16 protein-coding genes and 3 tRNA genes are annotated in these 16,165 nt (G+C 62.4%); 9 read left to right on the top strand and 10 right to left on the bottom strand.

The window, feature by feature from the left end:
• The first annotated feature begins 59 nt into the window (after positions 1–59).
• The 3 genes from HNQ39_RS02905 (at position 60) to HNQ39_RS02915 (ending at position 2,602) form a co-directional block, all read left to right on the top strand.
• The gene (locus tag HNQ39_RS02905) at positions 60–857 is read left to right on the top strand and encodes a D-alanine--D-alanine ligase (protein WP_184192452.1); all 798 of its coding nucleotides are present in this window, start codon (positions 60–62) and stop codon (positions 855–857) included.
• 40 nt (positions 858–897) lie between these two features.
• Positions 898–2,208 carry a helix-turn-helix transcriptional regulator gene (locus tag HNQ39_RS02910; protein WP_184192453.1) on the top strand — a complete coding sequence of 437 codons (1,311 nt, stop codon included), beginning with the start codon at positions 898–900 and terminating at the stop codon, positions 2,206–2,208.
• Between the two features lie 79 nt (positions 2,209–2,287).
• Positions 2,288–2,602 carry an ArsR/SmtB family transcription factor gene (locus tag HNQ39_RS02915; RefSeq protein WP_184192454.1) on the top strand — a complete coding sequence of 105 codons (315 nt, stop codon included), beginning with the start codon at positions 2,288–2,290 and terminating at the stop codon, positions 2,600–2,602.
• A gap of 65 nt (positions 2,603–2,667) precedes the next feature.
• Here HNQ39_RS02915 and HNQ39_RS02920 read toward each other — a convergent pair whose 3' ends face one another.
• Positions 2,668–3,690 carry a Gfo/Idh/MocA family protein gene (locus HNQ39_RS02920; RefSeq protein ID WP_184192455.1) on the bottom strand — a complete coding sequence of 341 codons (1,023 nt, stop codon included), beginning with the start codon at positions 3,688–3,690 and terminating at the stop codon, positions 2,668–2,670.
• A gap of 3 nt (positions 3,691–3,693) precedes the next feature.
• Positions 3,694–4,725 (bottom strand): Gfo/Idh/MocA family protein, encoded by a 1,032-nt coding sequence (locus HNQ39_RS02925; protein ID WP_184192456.1) that lies wholly within the window; start codon positions 4,723–4,725, stop codon positions 3,694–3,696.
• Positions 4,726–4,967: 242 nt separating this feature from the next.
• Between HNQ39_RS02925 and HNQ39_RS02930 the strand changes: the two genes are divergently transcribed.
• Positions 4,968–5,654 carry a hypothetical protein gene (locus tag HNQ39_RS02930; protein ID WP_184192457.1) on the top strand — a complete coding sequence of 229 codons (687 nt, stop codon included), beginning with the start codon at positions 4,968–4,970 and terminating at the stop codon, positions 5,652–5,654.
• Between the two features lie 50 nt (positions 5,655–5,704).
• Here the strand turns inward: HNQ39_RS02930 and HNQ39_RS02935 are convergent, their stop codons facing one another.
• The 4 genes from HNQ39_RS02935 to HNQ39_RS02950 are packed head-to-tail and all read right to left on the bottom strand — an operon-like array spanning position 5,705 to position 10,847.
• A complete protein-coding gene (locus tag HNQ39_RS02935) occupies positions 5,705–7,627 on the bottom strand; it encodes a DUF6785 family protein (protein ID WP_184192458.1) in 1,923 nt (640 codons plus the stop codon).
• Between the two features lie 11 nt (positions 7,628–7,638).
• Complete coding sequence (rsmI, locus tag HNQ39_RS02940) at positions 7,639–8,472, bottom strand: 16S rRNA (cytidine(1402)-2'-O)-methyltransferase (protein WP_184192459.1); 834 nt, start codon at positions 8,470–8,472, stop codon at positions 7,639–7,641.
• Entirely contained in the window at positions 8,473–10,017 is a 1,545-nt protein-coding gene (locus HNQ39_RS02945) for a peptidylprolyl isomerase (RefSeq protein ID WP_184192460.1), read from the bottom strand. It abuts the gene before it with no gap.
• A complete protein-coding gene (locus HNQ39_RS02950) occupies positions 10,008–10,847 on the bottom strand; it encodes a sugar phosphate isomerase/epimerase family protein (protein ID WP_184192461.1) in 840 nt (279 codons plus the stop codon). The genes HNQ39_RS02945 and HNQ39_RS02950 overlap by 10 nt, the downstream gene beginning before the upstream one ends.
• A 102-nt stretch (positions 10,848–10,949) precedes the next feature.
• On the opposite strand from HNQ39_RS02950, the gene HNQ39_RS02955 reads away from it, so the two are divergent.
• The 4 genes from HNQ39_RS02955 (at position 10,950) to HNQ39_RS02970 (ending at position 11,866) form a co-directional block, all read left to right on the top strand.
• A tRNA-Val gene (locus HNQ39_RS02955) sits at positions 10,950–11,021 on the top strand.
• Between the two features lie 33 nt (positions 11,022–11,054).
• Positions 11,055–11,128: transfer RNA gene (locus HNQ39_RS02960), tRNA-Asp, on the top strand.
• Between the two features lie 23 nt (positions 11,129–11,151).
• Positions 11,152–11,225 (top strand) — tRNA-Glu (locus tag HNQ39_RS02965).
• A gap of 83 nt (positions 11,226–11,308) precedes the next feature.
• Positions 11,309–11,866, top strand: a complete 558-nt coding sequence (locus tag HNQ39_RS02970) for an Hcp family type VI secretion system effector (protein WP_184192462.1) — start codon at positions 11,309–11,311, stop codon at positions 11,864–11,866.
• Here HNQ39_RS02970 and HNQ39_RS02975 read toward each other — a convergent pair whose 3' ends face one another.
• Positions 11,867–12,961 carry a glycoside hydrolase family 172 protein gene (locus HNQ39_RS02975; RefSeq protein WP_184192463.1) on the bottom strand — a complete coding sequence of 365 codons (1,095 nt, stop codon included), beginning with the start codon at positions 12,959–12,961 and terminating at the stop codon, positions 11,867–11,869.
• Positions 12,962–12,998: 37 nt separating this feature from the next.
• Here HNQ39_RS02975 and HNQ39_RS02980 point away from each other — a divergent pair, with 37 nt between their 5' ends.
• A complete protein-coding gene (locus HNQ39_RS02980; protein ID WP_184192464.1) occupies positions 12,999–13,550 on the top strand; it encodes a hypothetical protein in 552 nt (183 codons plus the stop codon).
• Positions 13,551–13,736: 186 nt separating this feature from the next.
• Here the strand turns inward: HNQ39_RS02980 and HNQ39_RS02985 are convergent, their stop codons facing one another.
• The 3 genes from HNQ39_RS02985 to HNQ39_RS02995 are packed head-to-tail and all read right to left on the bottom strand — an operon-like array spanning position 13,737 to position 16,142.
• Positions 13,737–14,369, bottom strand: coding sequence for an RNA ligase family protein (locus HNQ39_RS02985; RefSeq protein ID WP_184192465.1), 633 nt, complete (start codon positions 14,367–14,369; stop codon positions 13,737–13,739).
• The gene (locus HNQ39_RS02990; RefSeq protein ID WP_184192466.1) at positions 14,353–15,447 is read right to left on the bottom strand and encodes an ATP-binding protein; all 1,095 of its coding nucleotides are present in this window, start codon (positions 15,445–15,447) and stop codon (positions 14,353–14,355) included. The genes HNQ39_RS02985 and HNQ39_RS02990 overlap by 17 nt, the downstream gene beginning before the upstream one ends.
• On the bottom strand, positions 15,441–16,142 hold the full coding sequence (locus tag HNQ39_RS02995) for an RNA ligase family protein (RefSeq protein WP_184192467.1): 702 nt from the start codon (positions 16,140–16,142) through the stop codon (positions 15,441–15,443). Before HNQ39_RS02995 ends, HNQ39_RS02990 begins: the two co-directional genes overlap by 7 nt.
• Positions 16,143–16,165 lie beyond the last annotated feature (23 nt).

The raw sequence follows: 16,165 nt of genomic DNA on the forward strand, positions 1-16,165 counted from the left end.
AACACAGAGGGAGCTTGCTTGTTTTAGCAGAAGTAAGACTGAGGCGACAGGGAGTTGTTATGGAACGCATTTTACTAGTTGGGCTAGAGCCGCACGAGGGCGAGGAGCTGGGGGCGGTGCTGGCGGAGAGCTTTCGGGTGAGCGCTTGGACAAGCCTGCCCCCGATCACGGTGGACGACGGCCAGCTTTTTGTGCCACGGCAAAATGGCCCCGGTCAGCTGAGGGTGGACCGGGTGGTCTTTCATGGGGTCTTTGCCGACGACATGGACTTCTTTGCGGGGCTGGCGCTCTGGGGAGGGCCGTGCCTGCCCGACCCACACGCACTCCTGGCCTCGCGCCTGAAGCTGCCGTGTCTGGCCAAGGCCCTGGCGGTCAGCCGGTTTGGTGCTCCCAAGCGGGGCTACCTCGCGCCGGGGGCGACCCTCTGGAGCGACTCGGAGCGGGTGGCGAAGTGGGGCAACTGGCACTGCGGGGAGAACAAGACACGGTTTACGGGGCGCTTTGAGCACGACGAGGCCTGCGTGATCGAGCCTTTTCTGCCGGGCCGCTCGGTGCGGGTTGCGGTGCTAGGCGAGAAGGCGTGGCAGATCGAGCTTGCGGGAGAGGACTGGAAAAAGAGCATCCACGACAGCCGCGCGGCTCTGGAGAGCATCGCCGATCCCGAGCTCCTGGCGGATACGCGTGCGCTACAAGAGGCCTTTGGGCTCCCCTGGATCGCCTGCGACTACATTGTCGCCGCGGAGGGCCAGAAGTTCTTGCTTGAGGTCAATGCCATGCCCAATGTGAGCCGCTTCCCCGAGCTCTGGGAGGCGTTTCAGGAGCAAGTCCGCGCATGGTGCGCTCGAGAGCGGGGTTAGCAGAGAGCTCCGAAATCCGTGTATACTAGACACCTAGGTAATGAACAAGCCCGAGACCTTTGCCACGCACCTGCGCCGCTCTCGTCTTGAGCGTGGGCTCTCCCAAGCGGAGCTGGCACAGCGTGTCGGGGTCAGCAAGACCACCCTGGGGAACTGGGAGTCTGAGCGAACACTTCCTAGTGCGCCTGAGCTGGGGAGCCTGATGGAGGCGCTCTCCCTGGGAGGGCAAGACCAGCGAGCTCTCCGTCGGCTCGTCGCGCTCCCCCGGGCTCTGGTCACCCTGCCGCCCCAAGAGCGCCCGCCGCTGACCGGGGGGCTCCTACGGGCACTGCGCCTGCGCCGCGGCCTGACCCAGAGCGAGGTGGCGCGTCGGCTCCAGATGCGCCAGGGCACCCTTGCCAAGTGGGAAAAATCCGAGGACTGGCCCAGCACGGAGCGGCTCACCGCGCTCTGCATGGTCCTCGGTGCCCACCCTGCCGAGGTGGAGGCTATCCTGGGAGGGGCCTTTCTTCCCCAGCCGCTCCCCTGGGATGCCTCCCCCGAGTGGCTCAACGAAGAGGTCGATCTCCTGCGCAACGCGGTCGGGGACAAGCCAGGCCAGGCTCTCCTGGATCTACGCTTCCTGGAGCTAGAGGCGCTGCTACAGCTCCGCGCGGAGGAGCCTGCGGTACGTGAGCTTCTCTGGCAGCTCTGGATTATCCATGCGATCTATTTCTGCTACCAGGCCCGCTACGAAGAAGCCCTCCAGTATACCAACCGTCTCTTGGAGATTCCCCACGATCTGAGCAAGGCCTGTAGTGCTCCTTTTCAGGTTGCGGCGATCAAGAAAGCGACTGCACTGCTACGCCCCCTGGAAGTACCGGGTGCCTACCGGCCCCGCCAGACACGCGCCGCTCTCTCCTTCCTTCTCGCCCAGCAGACACAGATTGTTATCCCAGAGTGCCAAGCATGGTACTGGATGTATCTGGGGGAGCTCTTTATCATGGACCGTGCCTACGACGAAGCGGAGCGCTGTATCGAGCGCTCCAACGCGATCCCGCACCCCGACCTCGAGCGTATCGAGACCCCCGAGGCGCGCTTGCTCACGGCAAACCATCTGATCGACCTGGGAAAGCCGCAAGAGGGGCTGACCCTACTGGATGCCCCGATCCTGGAGAGGGAGGCGAATCGCTCCCCCTGGATTCGGCTCCGTCGTACCCACTACCGGGCGAAGGCGCTCGTGGAGCTACAGGAAGTTGCGGAGGCAGACGAGCTGATCCGCCAGAGCTATGCGCTCATGGAGGCCCATCAGCTTGAGGTAATGCGGGGAGCGGTCGATACCCTTGCCTTCCGCATGGTGCATCTCCCGTAATTTCACACGAGTATTCGCGAAATCTGAGCTACCCAGAGGTTTAATTTCGGGTTATGATCGTGCGGGCTTTTCAAATTATATGGAATCAGACACGATCCTTGACATGCAGACACTGGAGCGCCTCACTCCCCTCCTTCGTGTCTTCTCTCACCCTCTCCGCTTGCGGATTATCGACTTCCTTGAGACTATGGGGACTCCCCAGCGTGTGACCGATATTGTCAATGCGACTGAGGGAGCACCCCAGGCCATTGTCAGCCAGCAGCTGAAGATCCTGCGCGAGAGCGGGATTCTGGCTGCCGAGCGCCAGGGCAATAGTGTCTACTACTCCCTGGGACAGTCCAAGGGGGTGGCGCTACTGGGCTGTATCCGCAAGGTCAGTGCGACAGACAACTAAGTAAAAAACCAACGATGCCCCCTGGCGCTCTAGGCACCGGGGGACATCGTTGGTTTTGTAGGGCGCTACTCGCCCGGGTAGACTAGGCCGATCTCGGCGCGGACCGCATCCAGCACGCGCATCACGGCGAGCGTGCCATCCAGCGGAAGGATCTCGCTCTCGGTCTTGCCCGCGCGGAGGCACTCCGCCACGTGCATGGCCTCGAACTGGAAGCCCTCGCCCTCGTGCTCGAACTCGAAGGTCTCACTCTCGCCGCCCGCGGTGAGGGTCAGCTTCTTGGGGCGCCACCAGAACGGCACCTCGATCTTGCCCTTGGTGCCGATAATCGTGGTCACAAACGGGGTGGTTACCTGGATCGAGGTCGTACAGGTGGCGAGTGCCCCATCGGGGAAGCCGAGGACCACGCCCACATTCTCATCGACCCCGGTGCTCCCGAGCTGACCGAACGCCTTCACGACGCTGGGCTCTCCCAGGAGCATCATGGCGATATTGATCGGGTAGACCCCGACATCCATCAGCCCGCCGCCGATCAGGTCCTTGGAGAAGAGCCGCCCGTTGGGGTTGCCGACAATCAGCTGGTTGTTCTCATCGAGCGAGCCCGCGCCGTAGCCAAAGTCCGAGTAGACCTGGCGCACTTTTCCAATCGCACCCTCGGCGATCAGCTCGCGCACTTTTACCCAGACCGGGAAGCAGCGGCTCCAGACCCCCTCCATCAGGAAGAGACCCTTCTCCCGCGCCTTGGCGACCACTTCCTCGGCCTCCTTGAGGTTGACCGTGAAGGGCTTCTCGCAGAGGACGTGCTTGCCGGCGTTGAGTGCCAGAAGCGCCTGCTCGTGGTGGAAGTTGTGGGGGGTGGCGACATAGATAATGTCGATCTCTGGGTCGTTGACCAGCTTGGTGTAGGCATCGGGGCCGGTGTGCTGGGTGGGGACATTGAACTTCTCGGCGTACTTGGCCGCCTTCTCGGCATCGCGCGAGGCGATCGCCTGAATCTTGTGGTCGCTCAGCTTGGACACATCGGTGCCCAGGCGGTTGGCGATCGAGCCGCAGCCTAAAAATCCCCAGCGTAGGGGCGAATACGTTGACATGTTTTACTCCATCGGGTATTTGAGGCCGATTGCGGCCCGCAGGTTGTCGAGAGCGCCCATCACGGCAAGGCTGTCGGAGTGGGAGAGGATATCGCTCTCGGTGTGGCCGGCGCGCAGGCGCTCGGCAAAGTGCATCGCTTCAAACTGGAAGCCAGGTCCCTCAAAGGGAAGCTCAAAGACCTCGGACTCGCCATTGCGGGTGAGCGTCAGCTTGCGCGGGGTCCACCAGGGCGCGGCCACCTCGAGCTTACCGCTCTCCCCGATCAGGGTCGCGGTCTGGGGGGTGCTAACCTGGAACGATGTGCTGGTGACCGCCATCGCGCCGCTGGGGAAGTGCAGCAGCATCCCGGCGTTCTCATCGACACCGGTATGGCCAATCGTTCCCAGGCACGCCACTTGGTCCGGGTCGCCGAGGAGCATCTGCGCCAGGCTCACGGGGTAGATACCCACATCCATGATCGCGCCGCCGCCCAGCTCCGGGTTGAAGAGGCGCGCCTGGGGATTCAGGCCGACCAGTAGGCCGTCTTCTCCCACATTCGACGGGCTCGCGCCGCAGCGGAAGCCAAAGTCGGCGTAGAGCATCCGGGGCTTGCCGATCGCACCGTCGGCGATCAGCGCACGTACCTTGTCCCAGACGGGAAAGAAGCGGCTCCACATTCCCTCCATCAGGAAGAGGCCCGTCTCCTTGGCGACCGCGACCACGGCCTCCGCCTCGGCCTTGTTGATGGTGAAGGGCTTCTCACAGAGGACGTGCTTGCCGCTCTTGAGGGCCAGGATGCTGTGCTCTTTGTGAAACGTGTGCGGGGTCGCGACATAGATCGCGTCCACCTCCGGATCGTTGCAGAGGGCCTCGTAGCTGTTGTGGCGGTTGGGGATGCTGTGCTTGCTCCCAAACGCGGCGGCTTTCTCGGCATCGCGGGAGCCCACAGCCACCACGGTCTGGTCGTCGAGGAGCGCGATGGACTCGGTAAAGCGGTTGGCGATACTCCCAGCCCCAAGGATGCCCCAGCGCAGGGGCGTGTAGCGGTTTGACATAGCACCTCAAGGATACCCGGCGCAAAGGGGGAGAGTCAATGCGTTCCCCTCATGAACGAGGGAAACTCCGCTGCTATTACATCCCAAAATTTTGCGCAAGATCCGCAATAAATGCCCCTATTTATGGGTCGGCAGAAAGGATATTGCCACCTATAATACCACCAATCGCTCAGGTTTAACTTTGTAAAAATTGCTTTACTAGGGATATTTTGAGTGGTGTATCTAAGAATGGAAAATCAAAAATGAAAACTTCTCTCCTTAAGGACAAATCGACGACTTCGTTTGGCTTTATTGCAAGTCTTGTGTTGTTAGGAATCTGCACCACCGTGTCTCTCGCAAACCCACAAATCGTTTTCTCTGACTCTAACTTCTCTCAAAGTCAATATGTGTCGGGCATGTCAATAAATTTTGGAAATGGAGGTGTTGGAAGCACGATTTTTGGTACAGGTAAGGTGACTATTTCATCTACCGTAACTCCTGGGAGCGCTTCTTACTCTGGTCATTCAGATATTATCATGTGTAAATGGGCAAAATACACCCCGTCAAATCAAGGTGCGATCAGTACTATTTCATGGAAACAAACCGTTTCTTGTAATGAGGCTCAGGGACAGTCAGGTGCAGTATTGTTTATATTTCAAGGAGGGAAATATTTCAGGAGTTTAGTACCCGTAAATGTAGGATCTAATGGCTTGGTGATATCGAAGACGGGCCTTACGAGTAATAACTTTGATGAGGTTGTATCTGGTATGCCTTCAGCATCTGCTCCTCAGGGCATAAATTTTAACTCTCATCCCGATTTTACTTCGAGTGGGGCAACTATGCAATTTGGAATCGGGGCTGGTAAATCGGCTGGCCAAGGAGCTCCTGGATCAAAAGCCAGCGCACGTCTTATTGTTGACGATTGGGAAGTGAAAGTCGTACCTCAGTAAGTAAAGCTTCGGGAACCCGCCTGCCCTTGGTCAAGAAAGGGCAGGCACAGCTACTGGTCCCAGCTCATCTTGCCGTTGATGGAGATCGAGTAGGTCATCTGCCGGTCGTTGAGCATGGAGAAAGTCGCCCAGATCAGCTCCGCCATAAACTCCCCGACCACTAGGCCAAAAGCGAGCTGGCGGAGCTGGCCGTAGCCGCGCAGGCCGTAGAAGCGCTGGACAAAGACCTTGACGATCAAGACAATCAGCAGGCCGAACCAGTAGTAGTCCACCCCAAAGTTCATCGCCAGCGCGTAGCCCGCCGGATGGAGCCAGAAGCCGGGGATGCGGAAGCGGATGAAGTCGAGAAGCATCACCGTGGCAAAGCCCCCGACCACCGCCAGCATGGCGGCGGGGTTGGGTGGGCGGGGCGTGCTCAGGATATTGCTGACAAAGCCCCCCAGCTCGCCCGAGACCCAGCTCACGGGGGTGTAGCGGTAGCCAAAGTAGATATGGGCCAGAAACCCACCCACGGTTCCCAGCGGAATCGCCAGAAAGAGCGCCAGAAACATCCCGCGCGCCGAGAGCTTGTTGCGGTCGGCGAGGTAGAGCCCCTCCATGAGCGAGGGCATCGGGTGGGTGCGATGGATCCGGTTCATGAAGTGGAAGGTCGCCAGGGTGCGGGTGAGCAGCTCGTTGGAGAGCCCTGCGCTCCCGTGGAAGTCCAGGACAAGCTGGTGGGGGCCCATAAACGCCATCTCATGGGTCGGGGCGCCTAGGGATGCCCGCAGGCGGGTCACGGCGACACTGAAGGCCAGAAAGAGCGCCACATAGAGCAGGACAAAGGGGAGCGGGAGCCCGATCGCCACCCCGATTGCGGCAGTTCCCGCGACACAAGCGACCAGCAGGACAAAGAGAGAGCGTGCGGGAAAGCCGCCGCCAGGGTCGCGCTCCCCCGTGCTGATCTGCCGCCAGAGGGCCTTGAGGTGGGGGCGGGCCAGCCAGAGCGCACTGACAAAGAGCCCCAGAAAGGCACCCCAGCTCTGCTCGGAGAAGTACGGCGGGCTGGGAGTGAGGCCGCCTCCGCCAAAGGTTCCCTGCTCGTTGCCGATCGTGTAGGCGATAATCTGCTGGGCCTTGCGCACAAAGAAGAAGACCAGCAGGGAGAACAAGAGGTCCGTGGGCATGAGAAAGCCCAGCGCGGAGAGATAGGGGAAGATGCCAATGGGGGTCCAGCCGGTCTGGTTCCAGGGCGGCGAGACAAAGGCCTTGTTGAAGTCTCTGATAAAGCGGATATTGAAGTGCGGGAGCTGGGGATAGAGAAACGAGAGCCCATTGAGCATATCAATGGCAAAGACCACGACAAATGCCCCCCAGAAGAGCTTGCTCTTCCAGAGCGGGGGCTGTCCCGGGCCGCTCTCCTCGGTCAGGGCGATTGGGAGTTGTACCAGTGGGAAGGCGAGGCGCTCTTTGTGCACCCACTGATCCTTGAGGAGCGCACTGATGCAGAGCATGGCGGTCGTCACCAGGGTAAGCAGCAGGGTCCAGGCCCCGATCTTGGGCCACCAGAGGTAGAGATGGCTGGTGAAGTAGGCAAAGCTCTTCCCGCCCTCGGCGAACTCCTTGAGGGGCTTAGGGTCGCGGAAGAAGAACCAGTCGTGGACATAGGGCAGGATATAGGTGCCGTAGCGTGGGTTCTGCTCGGAGTAGATCGCAAAGCCGTAGCTGGAGGGACCGACCATGTCCATCCACTCGCCGCTCATGGCGCAGGCGATCGTGAGCATGGCATAGACCACGGCGATCTCTCCGCCGCTCAGCGCGAGCTTGGGGAGGGCGCGGCGCACGAGGAGGTTGAGCAGTGCCAGGACAATGGTCAGCGCCAGAGGCGGAACCATCAAGGAGAAGATGCGGTCGATGACCTGATCCTGTGCCCAGTAGCAGCAGAGTGGGATGAGGAGCAGGCCGACCAGCAGCGGACGAAAAATCCCACGCATGGTGGACTATTTTACCTGAGCTCAAGTGCGCGGCGGTAGAGGGCATTTTTCGCCAGCCCCGTGCTGTCGGCGATCCGGCGGGCGGCGTCCTTGGGGGAGAGGCCTTCGTCTAGGGCTTGGGTCAGGAGCGCATCGGCATCGGGCTCGGCCTCGGGCTGGGGCGGAGCGCCCCCGAGGACAATGACGCACTCGCCGCGGGCGGGGGTCTGGGTGAAGTGGGCGATTACCTCGGCCAGTGAGCCGCGGACATGCTCCTCAAACTTCTTGGTCAGCTCGCGTCCCACGCTGGCGGGGCGGTCGTCGCCGCAGGCCGCCGCCAAGGCCTTGAGGGTCTCGACCAGCCGTGGTGGGGCTTCAAAGAGGACCACCGTGCGCTCCTCGCGGGCGACCAGGCGGACCCGCTCACGAAAGTCCGGCTTGGTGCGGGGAAGAAAGCCCTCGAAGACAAAGCGTCCGGGAGGCAAGCCCGAGGCGATCAGGGCGCAGAGGGGGGCGCTGGCACCGGGGATGGGGTCGATCCGAATCCCCGCCGCGATCGCCTCGACAACTAGCTCCGCGCCGGGGTCCGAGACACAGGGAGTCCCCGCATCCGAGACCAGCGCCACGGACTCCCCGGCAAGCAGGCGAGCGATCAGTGCATCTTGGCGGCCCGCGGTGGAGTGGGCGTGGTAGGAGACCAGGGGGGTGTGGATATCGAAGTGGGCGAGGAGCTTGCGGGTGACTCGTGTGTCCTCTGCGGCGATCACCGCCACCTCGCCCAGGAGCCGGAGCGCCCGCGCGGTGATGTCTTCAAGATTGCCGATCGGGGTGGCGATCAGGTAGAGGACACCAGCGCGCGGCGGCATCTACTTCTTCTTGTCTTCGCCCGGGAGCTGGATCTCACCGGGTTTCTTATTGGCCTGTGCGGCGGCGGCGGCCTGTGCGGCGAGCTGCTGCTGCTGGCGCTTGGTCAGCTCCTGGTTCTTCACGATGGCGCGGGCCATGCCCGCCTTGTCACCGGCTTTATCGTAGAGCTGTCCGATCTGGAACCAGATATCGGGCTCGGGGGGCGCGAGCTTCTCGGCCTCGGTGAGCTGCGCGATCGCGTCGGCCTTGTCGCCTTTTTCAATCAGTAGGGTGGCGATCTTCTTGCGGGTATCGACCTTGTCACCACTGGCCTTGATGGCCTCTTGGTAGGCCGCGATTGCCTTGTCGGACTGCTTGAGTTGCTCGAAGATCACGGCCTTGCGGAGGGGCGTGGTGCCTGCACTGTCCTCCTCGGGCTTGATCTTCTCCAGCTCGGCCAGGGCCTTCCCGAGGAGCTTCTCATCGATCTTCTTGGGGTCCTTGGACGCTTCCTGGACATACTGTGCAGCCTGCAGGCCCGGCGCAAGGAGCTCCAGCTTGATGCCCGGTGCAGCGGCATCGACAAGCTTGGTGAGCTCGCCCTGTGCGGCCTTCTCGCGCTTCTCATCGCTGGCCTTGCTGATCTCATCGAGGTGGATGATATGAAAGCCGCTGTAGCTCTTGGGGTCGGCGTGGCGCACGAGCTCCGTGGTGGTCTCACCGGGCTTGAGCTTCTCTAGCGCCGCCTTGAACTCAGGAACAAGGGTCTTGAGGTCGTCTTTGAGCCACTCGTAGAGCCCGCCCTTGTCCTTGGAGCCGGGGTCGTCGCTACTGGCCTTGGCGATATCCCCGAACTTGGTGGGGGTTGCCTTGACCTCCGCGAGGAGCTTCTCGGCCTTGGCCTTGGCTGCAGCCTCCGTGGTGGTCTTGCCGTCCCACTTGACCAGGATATGCCGTACTTTGTAGCTATCGAGGGTCAGCTTATCCGCGACTTGCTTGGTGAGCTTGTCGTTGTAGAGCTTGATCTTGACCGCCTCGGGGTCGATGTACTGCTGCTTCAGAAGCTCGACAGTCGCCCCATTGCCGCTCTTGGCGAGGGCGGCATCGACCTCTTTATCGGTGGCGGTCTCGGGGAGGCTGAGGGTCTTGGTGACCTGGGGACGGAGCTGCTTTTCCCAGACCTCGTCGATGCCCTTTTTGATATCGTCGTCGCTGAGCGTGATCCCGGCTTTTTGGGCGGAGGCGACCAGCGCCTGCTGGGACTTGATGACATCCAGTGCCCGCAGGCGGTAGTTGTCGAGTGCCTCGGCGGGGGGCTTGGGCATCCCGAACATGGCGAACTGCTGCACCTGCTGATCGACAATGCGGTCGAGCATGCGCTGTGTCACAGCTAGGCTCCCGACCTTGGCGACCGTGGTCTCGGCCTTGGCGGCCTCACGGAGACGCGTGGTGGTGCTGTTTCTGCCCATGCCGGCGAAGGTGCCCGCGAGCATGATTCCCGCGATTCCGACACTCACCGGAATCGCGAACTTCTGGATCTTCTCCTTCATTCCCATCAACGACATAACTGAATCATTCCTTCCAGGCAGGCGCGCGACGACGACTCGCTGTCGCCGTTGGGGGCTTTGTAGTGGGTCTCCAGCGCGATCACGCCGCGGTAGCCACTGGCCTTGAGGGCCGCAAACTGGCCCTTGTAGTCGATATCACCCTCACCCACGACAGTCCACTGCTGCTTGCCATCGCTGAGCGTGCGGGCATCTTTGATATGAATGTGCTCGGTGTAGGGGCGGGCGGCCTCCCAGCCGGTGGGGAAGGGGAGCTCCCCGGCACAGAGGGCGTTGCCCGGGTCCCAGAGCATCTTCAGGGCAGGGGAGCTCAGGCGCGCAACCATGCGCGCGGTCTCCTCGCCACTACCGAGGTAGCACGCGTGCTCGTTCTCCAGCAGCAGGGTCACCCCGGCTTCCTCCGCGACCTGGCAGGGCCGCACCAGCTCCGCCGCGATCCGATCCTCGATCTCCTCGGTGAGCGGGCCACGCTTCCAGAACGCGAAGATACGAATATAGGGGGCGTTGAAGCGCTTGCACAAGGCGATACTGCGCTCCAGCAAGGCAAGCTGGTCGTCGAGGGTGCGCTCCTGGGCGTTGTGGGTCGCACCGGTCGCGGAGCCGAGCCCGGTGAGGTCGCACTTGTAGAGCGGGGTGTCGATACAGGGCACCGTGAAGCCTGCCTTCTCCAAGTCCTGCTCCACGCGGCTGAGGAGAGCCTCGTCGGCATCGACAATATACTTGCCATAGACATTGCGCAGCTCGGCCTCTTTCAGGCCGTACTCCGACATCACGGCCAGAGCATGAGACAGATCCTGCGCGATCTCATCGGTGATTACAGAGAGACGCATACTGGGGAGTGTACTGTCTTGCGGGGATGCTGTCAAGAAATCCTGTTATACCCCTTGACAAGTCTACTCTCTCATGTTAGAATATCCTCCGCGTCTGCTTCGGGGCGAGTAGCTCAGCGGTAGAGCGCCTGTCTTACAAACAGGTGGTCGGGGGTTCAAATCCCTCCTCGCCCATTTGGTTGGAGGCGGTCGGTTTGTAGTGTTTGTGGAGGTGTAGCTCAGTCGGTTAGAGCGCTGCCCTGTCAAGGCAGAGGCCGCGGGTTCGAGCCCCGTCATCTCCGTGTGTTTTCTCCAAAACACTTGTGGCCCGTTCGTCTAGGGGTCCAGGATGCCTGGTTCTCAGCCAGGAGATCAGGGGTTCGAATCCCCTACGGGCTATAAGCCTCCGTATCCTGCGGAGGCTTTATTTTTTTCTCCACTCTCCCCCCCTTTGGTTTGTCTCTGTGTGGTACTCTCAGGCTATGAAGACACTCTGTATTGGGGGGGCTACTCTGGCCGCGCTCACGTTTTTTTCGACCACGGTCTGGGCGCAGGTGACTCCTGCTCCGGCTCAGATGCCTGCTTTCGCACAGTTTACGGCGCAGAAGCAGGGCAAGATCAAGGGCGAGGTACTCCAGAAGGGCCGTGAGGAGCAGATGCAGCTCTGGGGCTTTGAGTGGGAGATCGTGAGCCCGCGTGATCCAGCGTCGGGGGCGGCGACGGGCCGCGTGCAACATAAAGGGGTTCGGCTCTTGCGTAAGGTGGGAGCGGGCTCGGTGCAGCTCTTTCAGGCGCTTGTCACCAATGAGAACTTTACGGTGGTGCAGCTGAGCTTTTTCGGGGCACCGTCTAAGGGGAGCGGAGCTGAGGCGATGCTGCAGAGCATCACTCTCAACAATGCTAGCCTGGCGAGCTACCGACAGTTTGAGCAGCCCGGTGTGGGGTTGATGGAGGAGCTGGTGCTGACGTATCAGAAGCTCACGATCACCAACCCGGAGACCGGTGTCTCTAGTGCGACGGAGTCCTCGTCGCGTGTCTAGCTAGGCTCTTTCGGGGCGGTCTAGGTAGAAGTAGGCCGTCCCGGACCAGGCATCTTGGCGCCAGAAGTTGCACCAGCCGTCGGGCTGGGCGGCGAGGTCGATCGGCAGGGGCAGGTCCCTGAGCTTGAGAAAGCCGCCCTGCTGGCCAGTGTCGATACTGACGGGGATCAGGGGGACGTCTTTTTCCTGAAGAGCGAGCACCTTGGTCTTGTCCGTGCCCCCGATGGTCTGGATCGCGACTTGGATGCTCTCGTCGAAGTAGACGGGATCGTCGAGATGGTAGCGGTAGAAGGCCCACTGGCGGTTGGTGCTGTCGGCGATGGGGCAGCCTTGCGTGCGCTGGGCGTAGGCACCCTGGCCCCAGCCCGTGCCGATGTAGTCTTCCGCGCCCGTGCCACAGAGAGTGGGGAATGTAGCGTCGTCACCGAGCCAGACTTTTACCTCCCCCTCGCCCCACCACGCACCCTCGTAGCGCTCGTCGGCGGTGACTCCCAGGTTGCAGCCCAGGAAGCGTCCACTGCCGAGGGTCTTGGGCAGGATCACAAAGTCCTCCCCGAGCGTGTTGGGGGACTCCTCGCGAAAGAGTGCGTGGAAGTAGAGTGTCTCTGGCGAGTGCTCCGCCCCGAGGAGCAGGTCGATATCGTAGAAGAGGTGCGAGAGGCGTGTGGTGGCCGTGTTGGTGAGGGTCACCTTGGCGGCGGTTCGGAAGGGCATGGGGACAAAGGCGTTGAAGCTGCGCCCCTCGGGGCTGGAGAAGAGCGCGCACTCAAAGGCCGTCGTGCGCCCCAGCCCGATCCCAAAGAAGTCCCCCAGTGGCACCGAGACCGCAGGCGTTGTGGCACCGTCCCAGAAGAGTTCTAGCCGCAGCGCCCGTAGCATCTCCGGGCTCCGGTCTGCCACCGTCAGCCAGATACGGGTGATCGTCCCACTGCCCGTCACATTGAGGAGCGTCTTGGTCTCACCGGGTTCCAGCGAGTCGAAGGCATGACCCTTTGCGCCCTGGTTCTCCTGACCGCCCGCGCCGGGAGCCGCCGTGATATTTTCAAAGCTCGCCCAGCGTGTCTGGACATGTTTCGGTTTTTCAAAGAGGTTCATACGACAGCAAGGATACCCGAGCGGGTACAATCCGCGCATGATCTTGACCCTGTGGCAGGAGCTGACCGTGACGTCGGTGCCTGCGCCCTCGGAGACCGAGGAGTTTCTCGCGGCCCTGCGGCGCATCTACACCAACGGTGGCGCGGAGCTGCGTGTCTTCGATCTCTCGATGAGCGCGCTCTGGCTGGCGCATGCGGCCTACGACGATCTCGACCGGCTGGGCTTCCCCGAGGAGCTGCTACGCCTTCCCGCGGTCGATGCCCTCCTCCCCGAGCCCCAGCGCTTGGTGCAGCCTGAGATCGAGGCGGGGTTTTTCCGGCTCGACGAGCCTCTTGAGGACCACCTGACCCTGCGCTTGGTCAGCGGCGGGGCCTATGTCGCCTGCGATCTGAGCCCGGAGGCCGCCGAAGACGCCGCCCTGGCGTTCTGTAGTGCACTCTTTGCGGAGTCCAGTGGGAACTTGACCACCTATCTCTCGGAGCTGGGCTGGCACGGCTGGCACCACGATATCGCCTGGGACGCCACCTTGGTGACCGTGGACCGCACCAAAGGCCGCGTCTGGGTCCTCATGCTCACCGACATGGACTAAGGGGGCTTTGTGCCATCTCTCCGGGTTCGTAGAACTCACCCACCTCTCTTCCCCTGATGGCTCGCAAGCTCGCCGGGAAGAGAGGCTTGTCTGGTGCCCCTCTTCCCAGCGAGGAACGAGCGACAGGGGGAAGAGGGGGTGGCGAGGGACGAGCCGGGGGAGATGGCCCGAAGTGGTGCCCGAATCCTACTCCCAGCCGCTCTCCCAGTGGGGGCCTAGCGACGCCTTGAGCCGCTCGCGGTAGGCATCGGTCTTGACTTTGCAGCGCCAGGGGACGCCCTTGGACACTCCTTTGCAGACCACACCCTCCGCGACCCCGAACTTCCCCTTGCGGAGCTCATCGGTGAACTGCCCGGTGAGCTTGCCCCGGTAGACAATGCGCGGCGTGGGGAGGTGGCCAAAATCGCGGATGAAGTCCTCGGGGGCGACAAACGCCTCGCCGGGGAGGGTGAGGTCGAAGAAGACGAGGCGCTTGGGTTCGTCCGCGCGGTGCTGGCCGGCAAACGAACCTTCTCCCAGGAACTCACAAAACGCTGTGGCTTCGTTCGTGGGGTAGCCGTCGAGCACAGCGGCGAGGCCCTCGGCGAGGGTGGCTTGGAAGACTGCGGCTGCCTCAGCGAGCTCCGGGTGGGCCGCCACGAACTCCGTGATCCCGCGCTCGGTGAGGTTGAAGCGATCCCGGCGCGTCCCAAAGGCGTGCCAGCCAAACTCCCGCTCCCAGCAGAAGTGCAGGTTCGTGCCATCGAGCTTCTCAAAGGCAATACAGCGCTCGCCCAGCGGGGCTTTCTCACTGCCGGGCATCTTAGGGTAGTACAGCATACTGTAACTCATGGGCTTCGATCGTCGTGGGCACCTCCCAGCGATCGAGGTACTTGTGCAGCACGGCCTCCGGGACGGCGGCGGCGCGGTTTCGGTTCTGGGCGAAGAGCCGGGCGTGCGGGGCCTCGCGGTAGACAATCTTGACGCGGAAGTTGTAGTCCGCCGCCAGCCCGAGTGGGCGGGCGCGCAGCTCATGGCGCAGGTTGGTGGCGTTCCAGACAAAGTCTTGCTTCTGGCGAAGATACACCCGTGCCCGCTCCAGCGCCGCCATGGCCACGGGCTCCTGCGGGTCGGTTGGGGCGATTCCGAGCTCTTTGCGGAGCACGTCCAGGCTGACCACGGGCAGGTGCGCGAGGTGTTGCTGGATGTACGTGTCCTTGCCGGAGCCCGGCAGGCCGCTCATGAGAACCAGCTCACCCTGGGTATCGTCGTAGGCGGTGTAGGTCTTGTCCCGGCCCGGCGTGCGGAAGTAGACCACGCGGCTGTGGGGCGACGGAAACGCGTAGGGAGCGTCCCCGATACCGAGTTCTTTGCAGAGCTCACTAAACAGCCCGACTCGCACCAGGGCGTCTTCTGTGTTCGGCGCAACCCGGCCGCGCGTGTCGGCCTCCGCCAGCAGGGCTAGCCAGTCGCAACGGGCGGTCTGGGCGATGGTGAGGGCCGTCCGCTCGGGATCGTCGCTGTCGAGACAATAACCAGGCCGCATGTGCCAGCGCACCAGGGCACAGACCGCCTCGCGCTCGGCGAAGTCAAAACCCTGCTCCCAGAGAAGCCGCCGGGCGATATAGGCCCCGATCCGCGCGTGGCCGTTCGACGTGATCCTTCCGTTCTCTTCGTGCTTGGTGGTCGCGGGCTTGCCGCAGTCGTGGAGGAGCGCGGCGAGCCGGAGAACCCGCTGGGCAGGCGCGTCCAAGTCCGCAAAGCGCGGATCGGCCTCCAGCGCCTCGACCACCATGCGGGTGTGGGTTGCCACATCGCCCTCGCCATGATGCCGCGGGTCCTGCGGGCACACCGCCATCGCCTGCCACCAGGGAGCCGCCTCGACACGCGGCCAGTCTATCCCATGAGCGCTTACCATAAATCCACCCCCTCGGCGAGCTGGTTGGGGACGAGCGGGCGGTCTTTCCAGTGCGTCCCCGAGTCCAGAATGGTCTGGAGAAACCCGGCGCGCACCCACTTGTAGCGGCCCTTGACCACGCCGTCCTCTTCCCACTTCAGATACAGCCCCTCACTGACCCCGCCATCGGACTTGTACAGCGATGGCCCCACGAGCTTGGTGATGTCTTTGAGCTTGCTGAAGATGCCTTCCTTGAGCACGGGAACCGAGACCACGGGGCCACCGGCGAGCAGCGCGCGGCGGCGTGCCGTGGAGAGAAACGTGTTGGTCTGTGTATCCAGAATGTCGAACTCAAAGAAGTAGTGCGGGAGGCGGTCGTAGAACACCGTGTGGCAGGCGTAGAGCCACTCGCCGTAGAGGATGTAGCGCGTTCCTAGTCGCTCCCAGAGCCAGCCCTGGTGGGTCTGGGCCCAGGGCTTGAGGAGGGCGAACTGCGCCTCGCCGGGGCCGCCGGTGAGGTAGTGCCCCCGGCACTGGAGCTGGAGCGTCCCGTTTTCGTCGAACGAGATCCCCGTGTTCGCGCCGTCGAGCTTCTCCTCCACCACGAGATACTTCTCCCGTAGCAAGACAAAGGGCAGCCGGTCCGGGTCGTCGCCTTTTTGCAGGCCACTGCCTTCCAGGTGCTGGGTTCGTGGGTATTTTCGTAGACCGTCCATGACGCTACCGTATCTCCTCGCGA

The sequence above is a fragment of the Armatimonas rosea genome (assembly GCF_014202505.1).
In the GTDB taxonomy this organism is placed as follows: Bacteria; Armatimonadota; Armatimonadia; order Armatimonadales; family Armatimonadaceae; genus Armatimonas; species Armatimonas rosea.

What these genes read in the sequence shown, in the direction of transcription:
- HNQ39_RS02905 (WP_184192452.1), top strand. Translation starts at nt 60, where the DNA reads ATGGAACGCATTTTACTAGTTGGGCTAGAGCCGCACGAGGGCGAGGAG.
- HNQ39_RS02910 (WP_184192453.1), top strand. Translation starts at nt 898, where the DNA reads ATGAACAAGCCCGAGACCTTTGCCACGCACCTGCGCCGCTCTCGTCTT.
- HNQ39_RS02915 (WP_184192454.1), top strand. Translation starts at nt 2,288, where the DNA reads ATGGAATCAGACACGATCCTTGACATGCAGACACTGGAGCGCCTCACT.
- HNQ39_RS02920 (WP_184192455.1), bottom strand. Translation starts at nt 3,690, where the DNA reads ATGTCAACGTATTCGCCCCTACGCTGGGGATTTTTAGGCTGCGGCTCG.
- HNQ39_RS02925 (WP_184192456.1), bottom strand. Translation starts at nt 4,725, where the DNA reads ATGTCAAACCGCTACACGCCCCTGCGCTGGGGCATCCTTGGGGCTGGG.
- HNQ39_RS02930 (WP_184192457.1), top strand. Translation starts at nt 4,968, where the DNA reads ATGAAAACTTCTCTCCTTAAGGACAAATCGACGACTTCGTTTGGCTTT.
- HNQ39_RS02935 (WP_184192458.1), bottom strand. Translation starts at nt 7,627, where the DNA reads ATGCGTGGGATTTTTCGTCCGCTGCTGGTCGGCCTGCTCCTCATCCCA.
- rsmI (WP_184192459.1), bottom strand. Translation starts at nt 8,472, where the DNA reads ATGCCGCCGCGCGCTGGTGTCCTCTACCTGATCGCCACCCCGATCGGC.
- HNQ39_RS02945 (WP_184192460.1), bottom strand. Translation starts at nt 10,017, where the DNA reads ATGTCGTTGATGGGAATGAAGGAGAAGATCCAGAAGTTCGCGATTCCG.
- HNQ39_RS02950 (WP_184192461.1), bottom strand. Translation starts at nt 10,847, where the DNA reads ATGCGTCTCTCTGTAATCACCGATGAGATCGCGCAGGATCTGTCTCAT.
- HNQ39_RS02970 (WP_184192462.1), top strand. Translation starts at nt 11,309, where the DNA reads ATGAAGACACTCTGTATTGGGGGGGCTACTCTGGCCGCGCTCACGTTT.
- HNQ39_RS02975 (WP_184192463.1), bottom strand. Translation starts at nt 12,961, where the DNA reads ATGAACCTCTTTGAAAAACCGAAACATGTCCAGACACGCTGGGCGAGC.
- HNQ39_RS02980 (WP_184192464.1), top strand. Translation starts at nt 12,999, where the DNA reads ATGATCTTGACCCTGTGGCAGGAGCTGACCGTGACGTCGGTGCCTGCG.
- HNQ39_RS02985 (WP_184192465.1), bottom strand. Translation starts at nt 14,369, where the DNA reads ATGCTGTACTACCCTAAGATGCCCGGCAGTGAGAAAGCCCCGCTGGGC.
- HNQ39_RS02990 (WP_184192466.1), bottom strand. Translation starts at nt 15,447, where the DNA reads ATGGTAAGCGCTCATGGGATAGACTGGCCGCGTGTCGAGGCGGCTCCC.
- HNQ39_RS02995 (WP_184192467.1), bottom strand. Translation starts at nt 16,142, where the DNA reads ATGGACGGTCTACGAAAATACCCACGAACCCAGCACCTGGAAGGCAGT.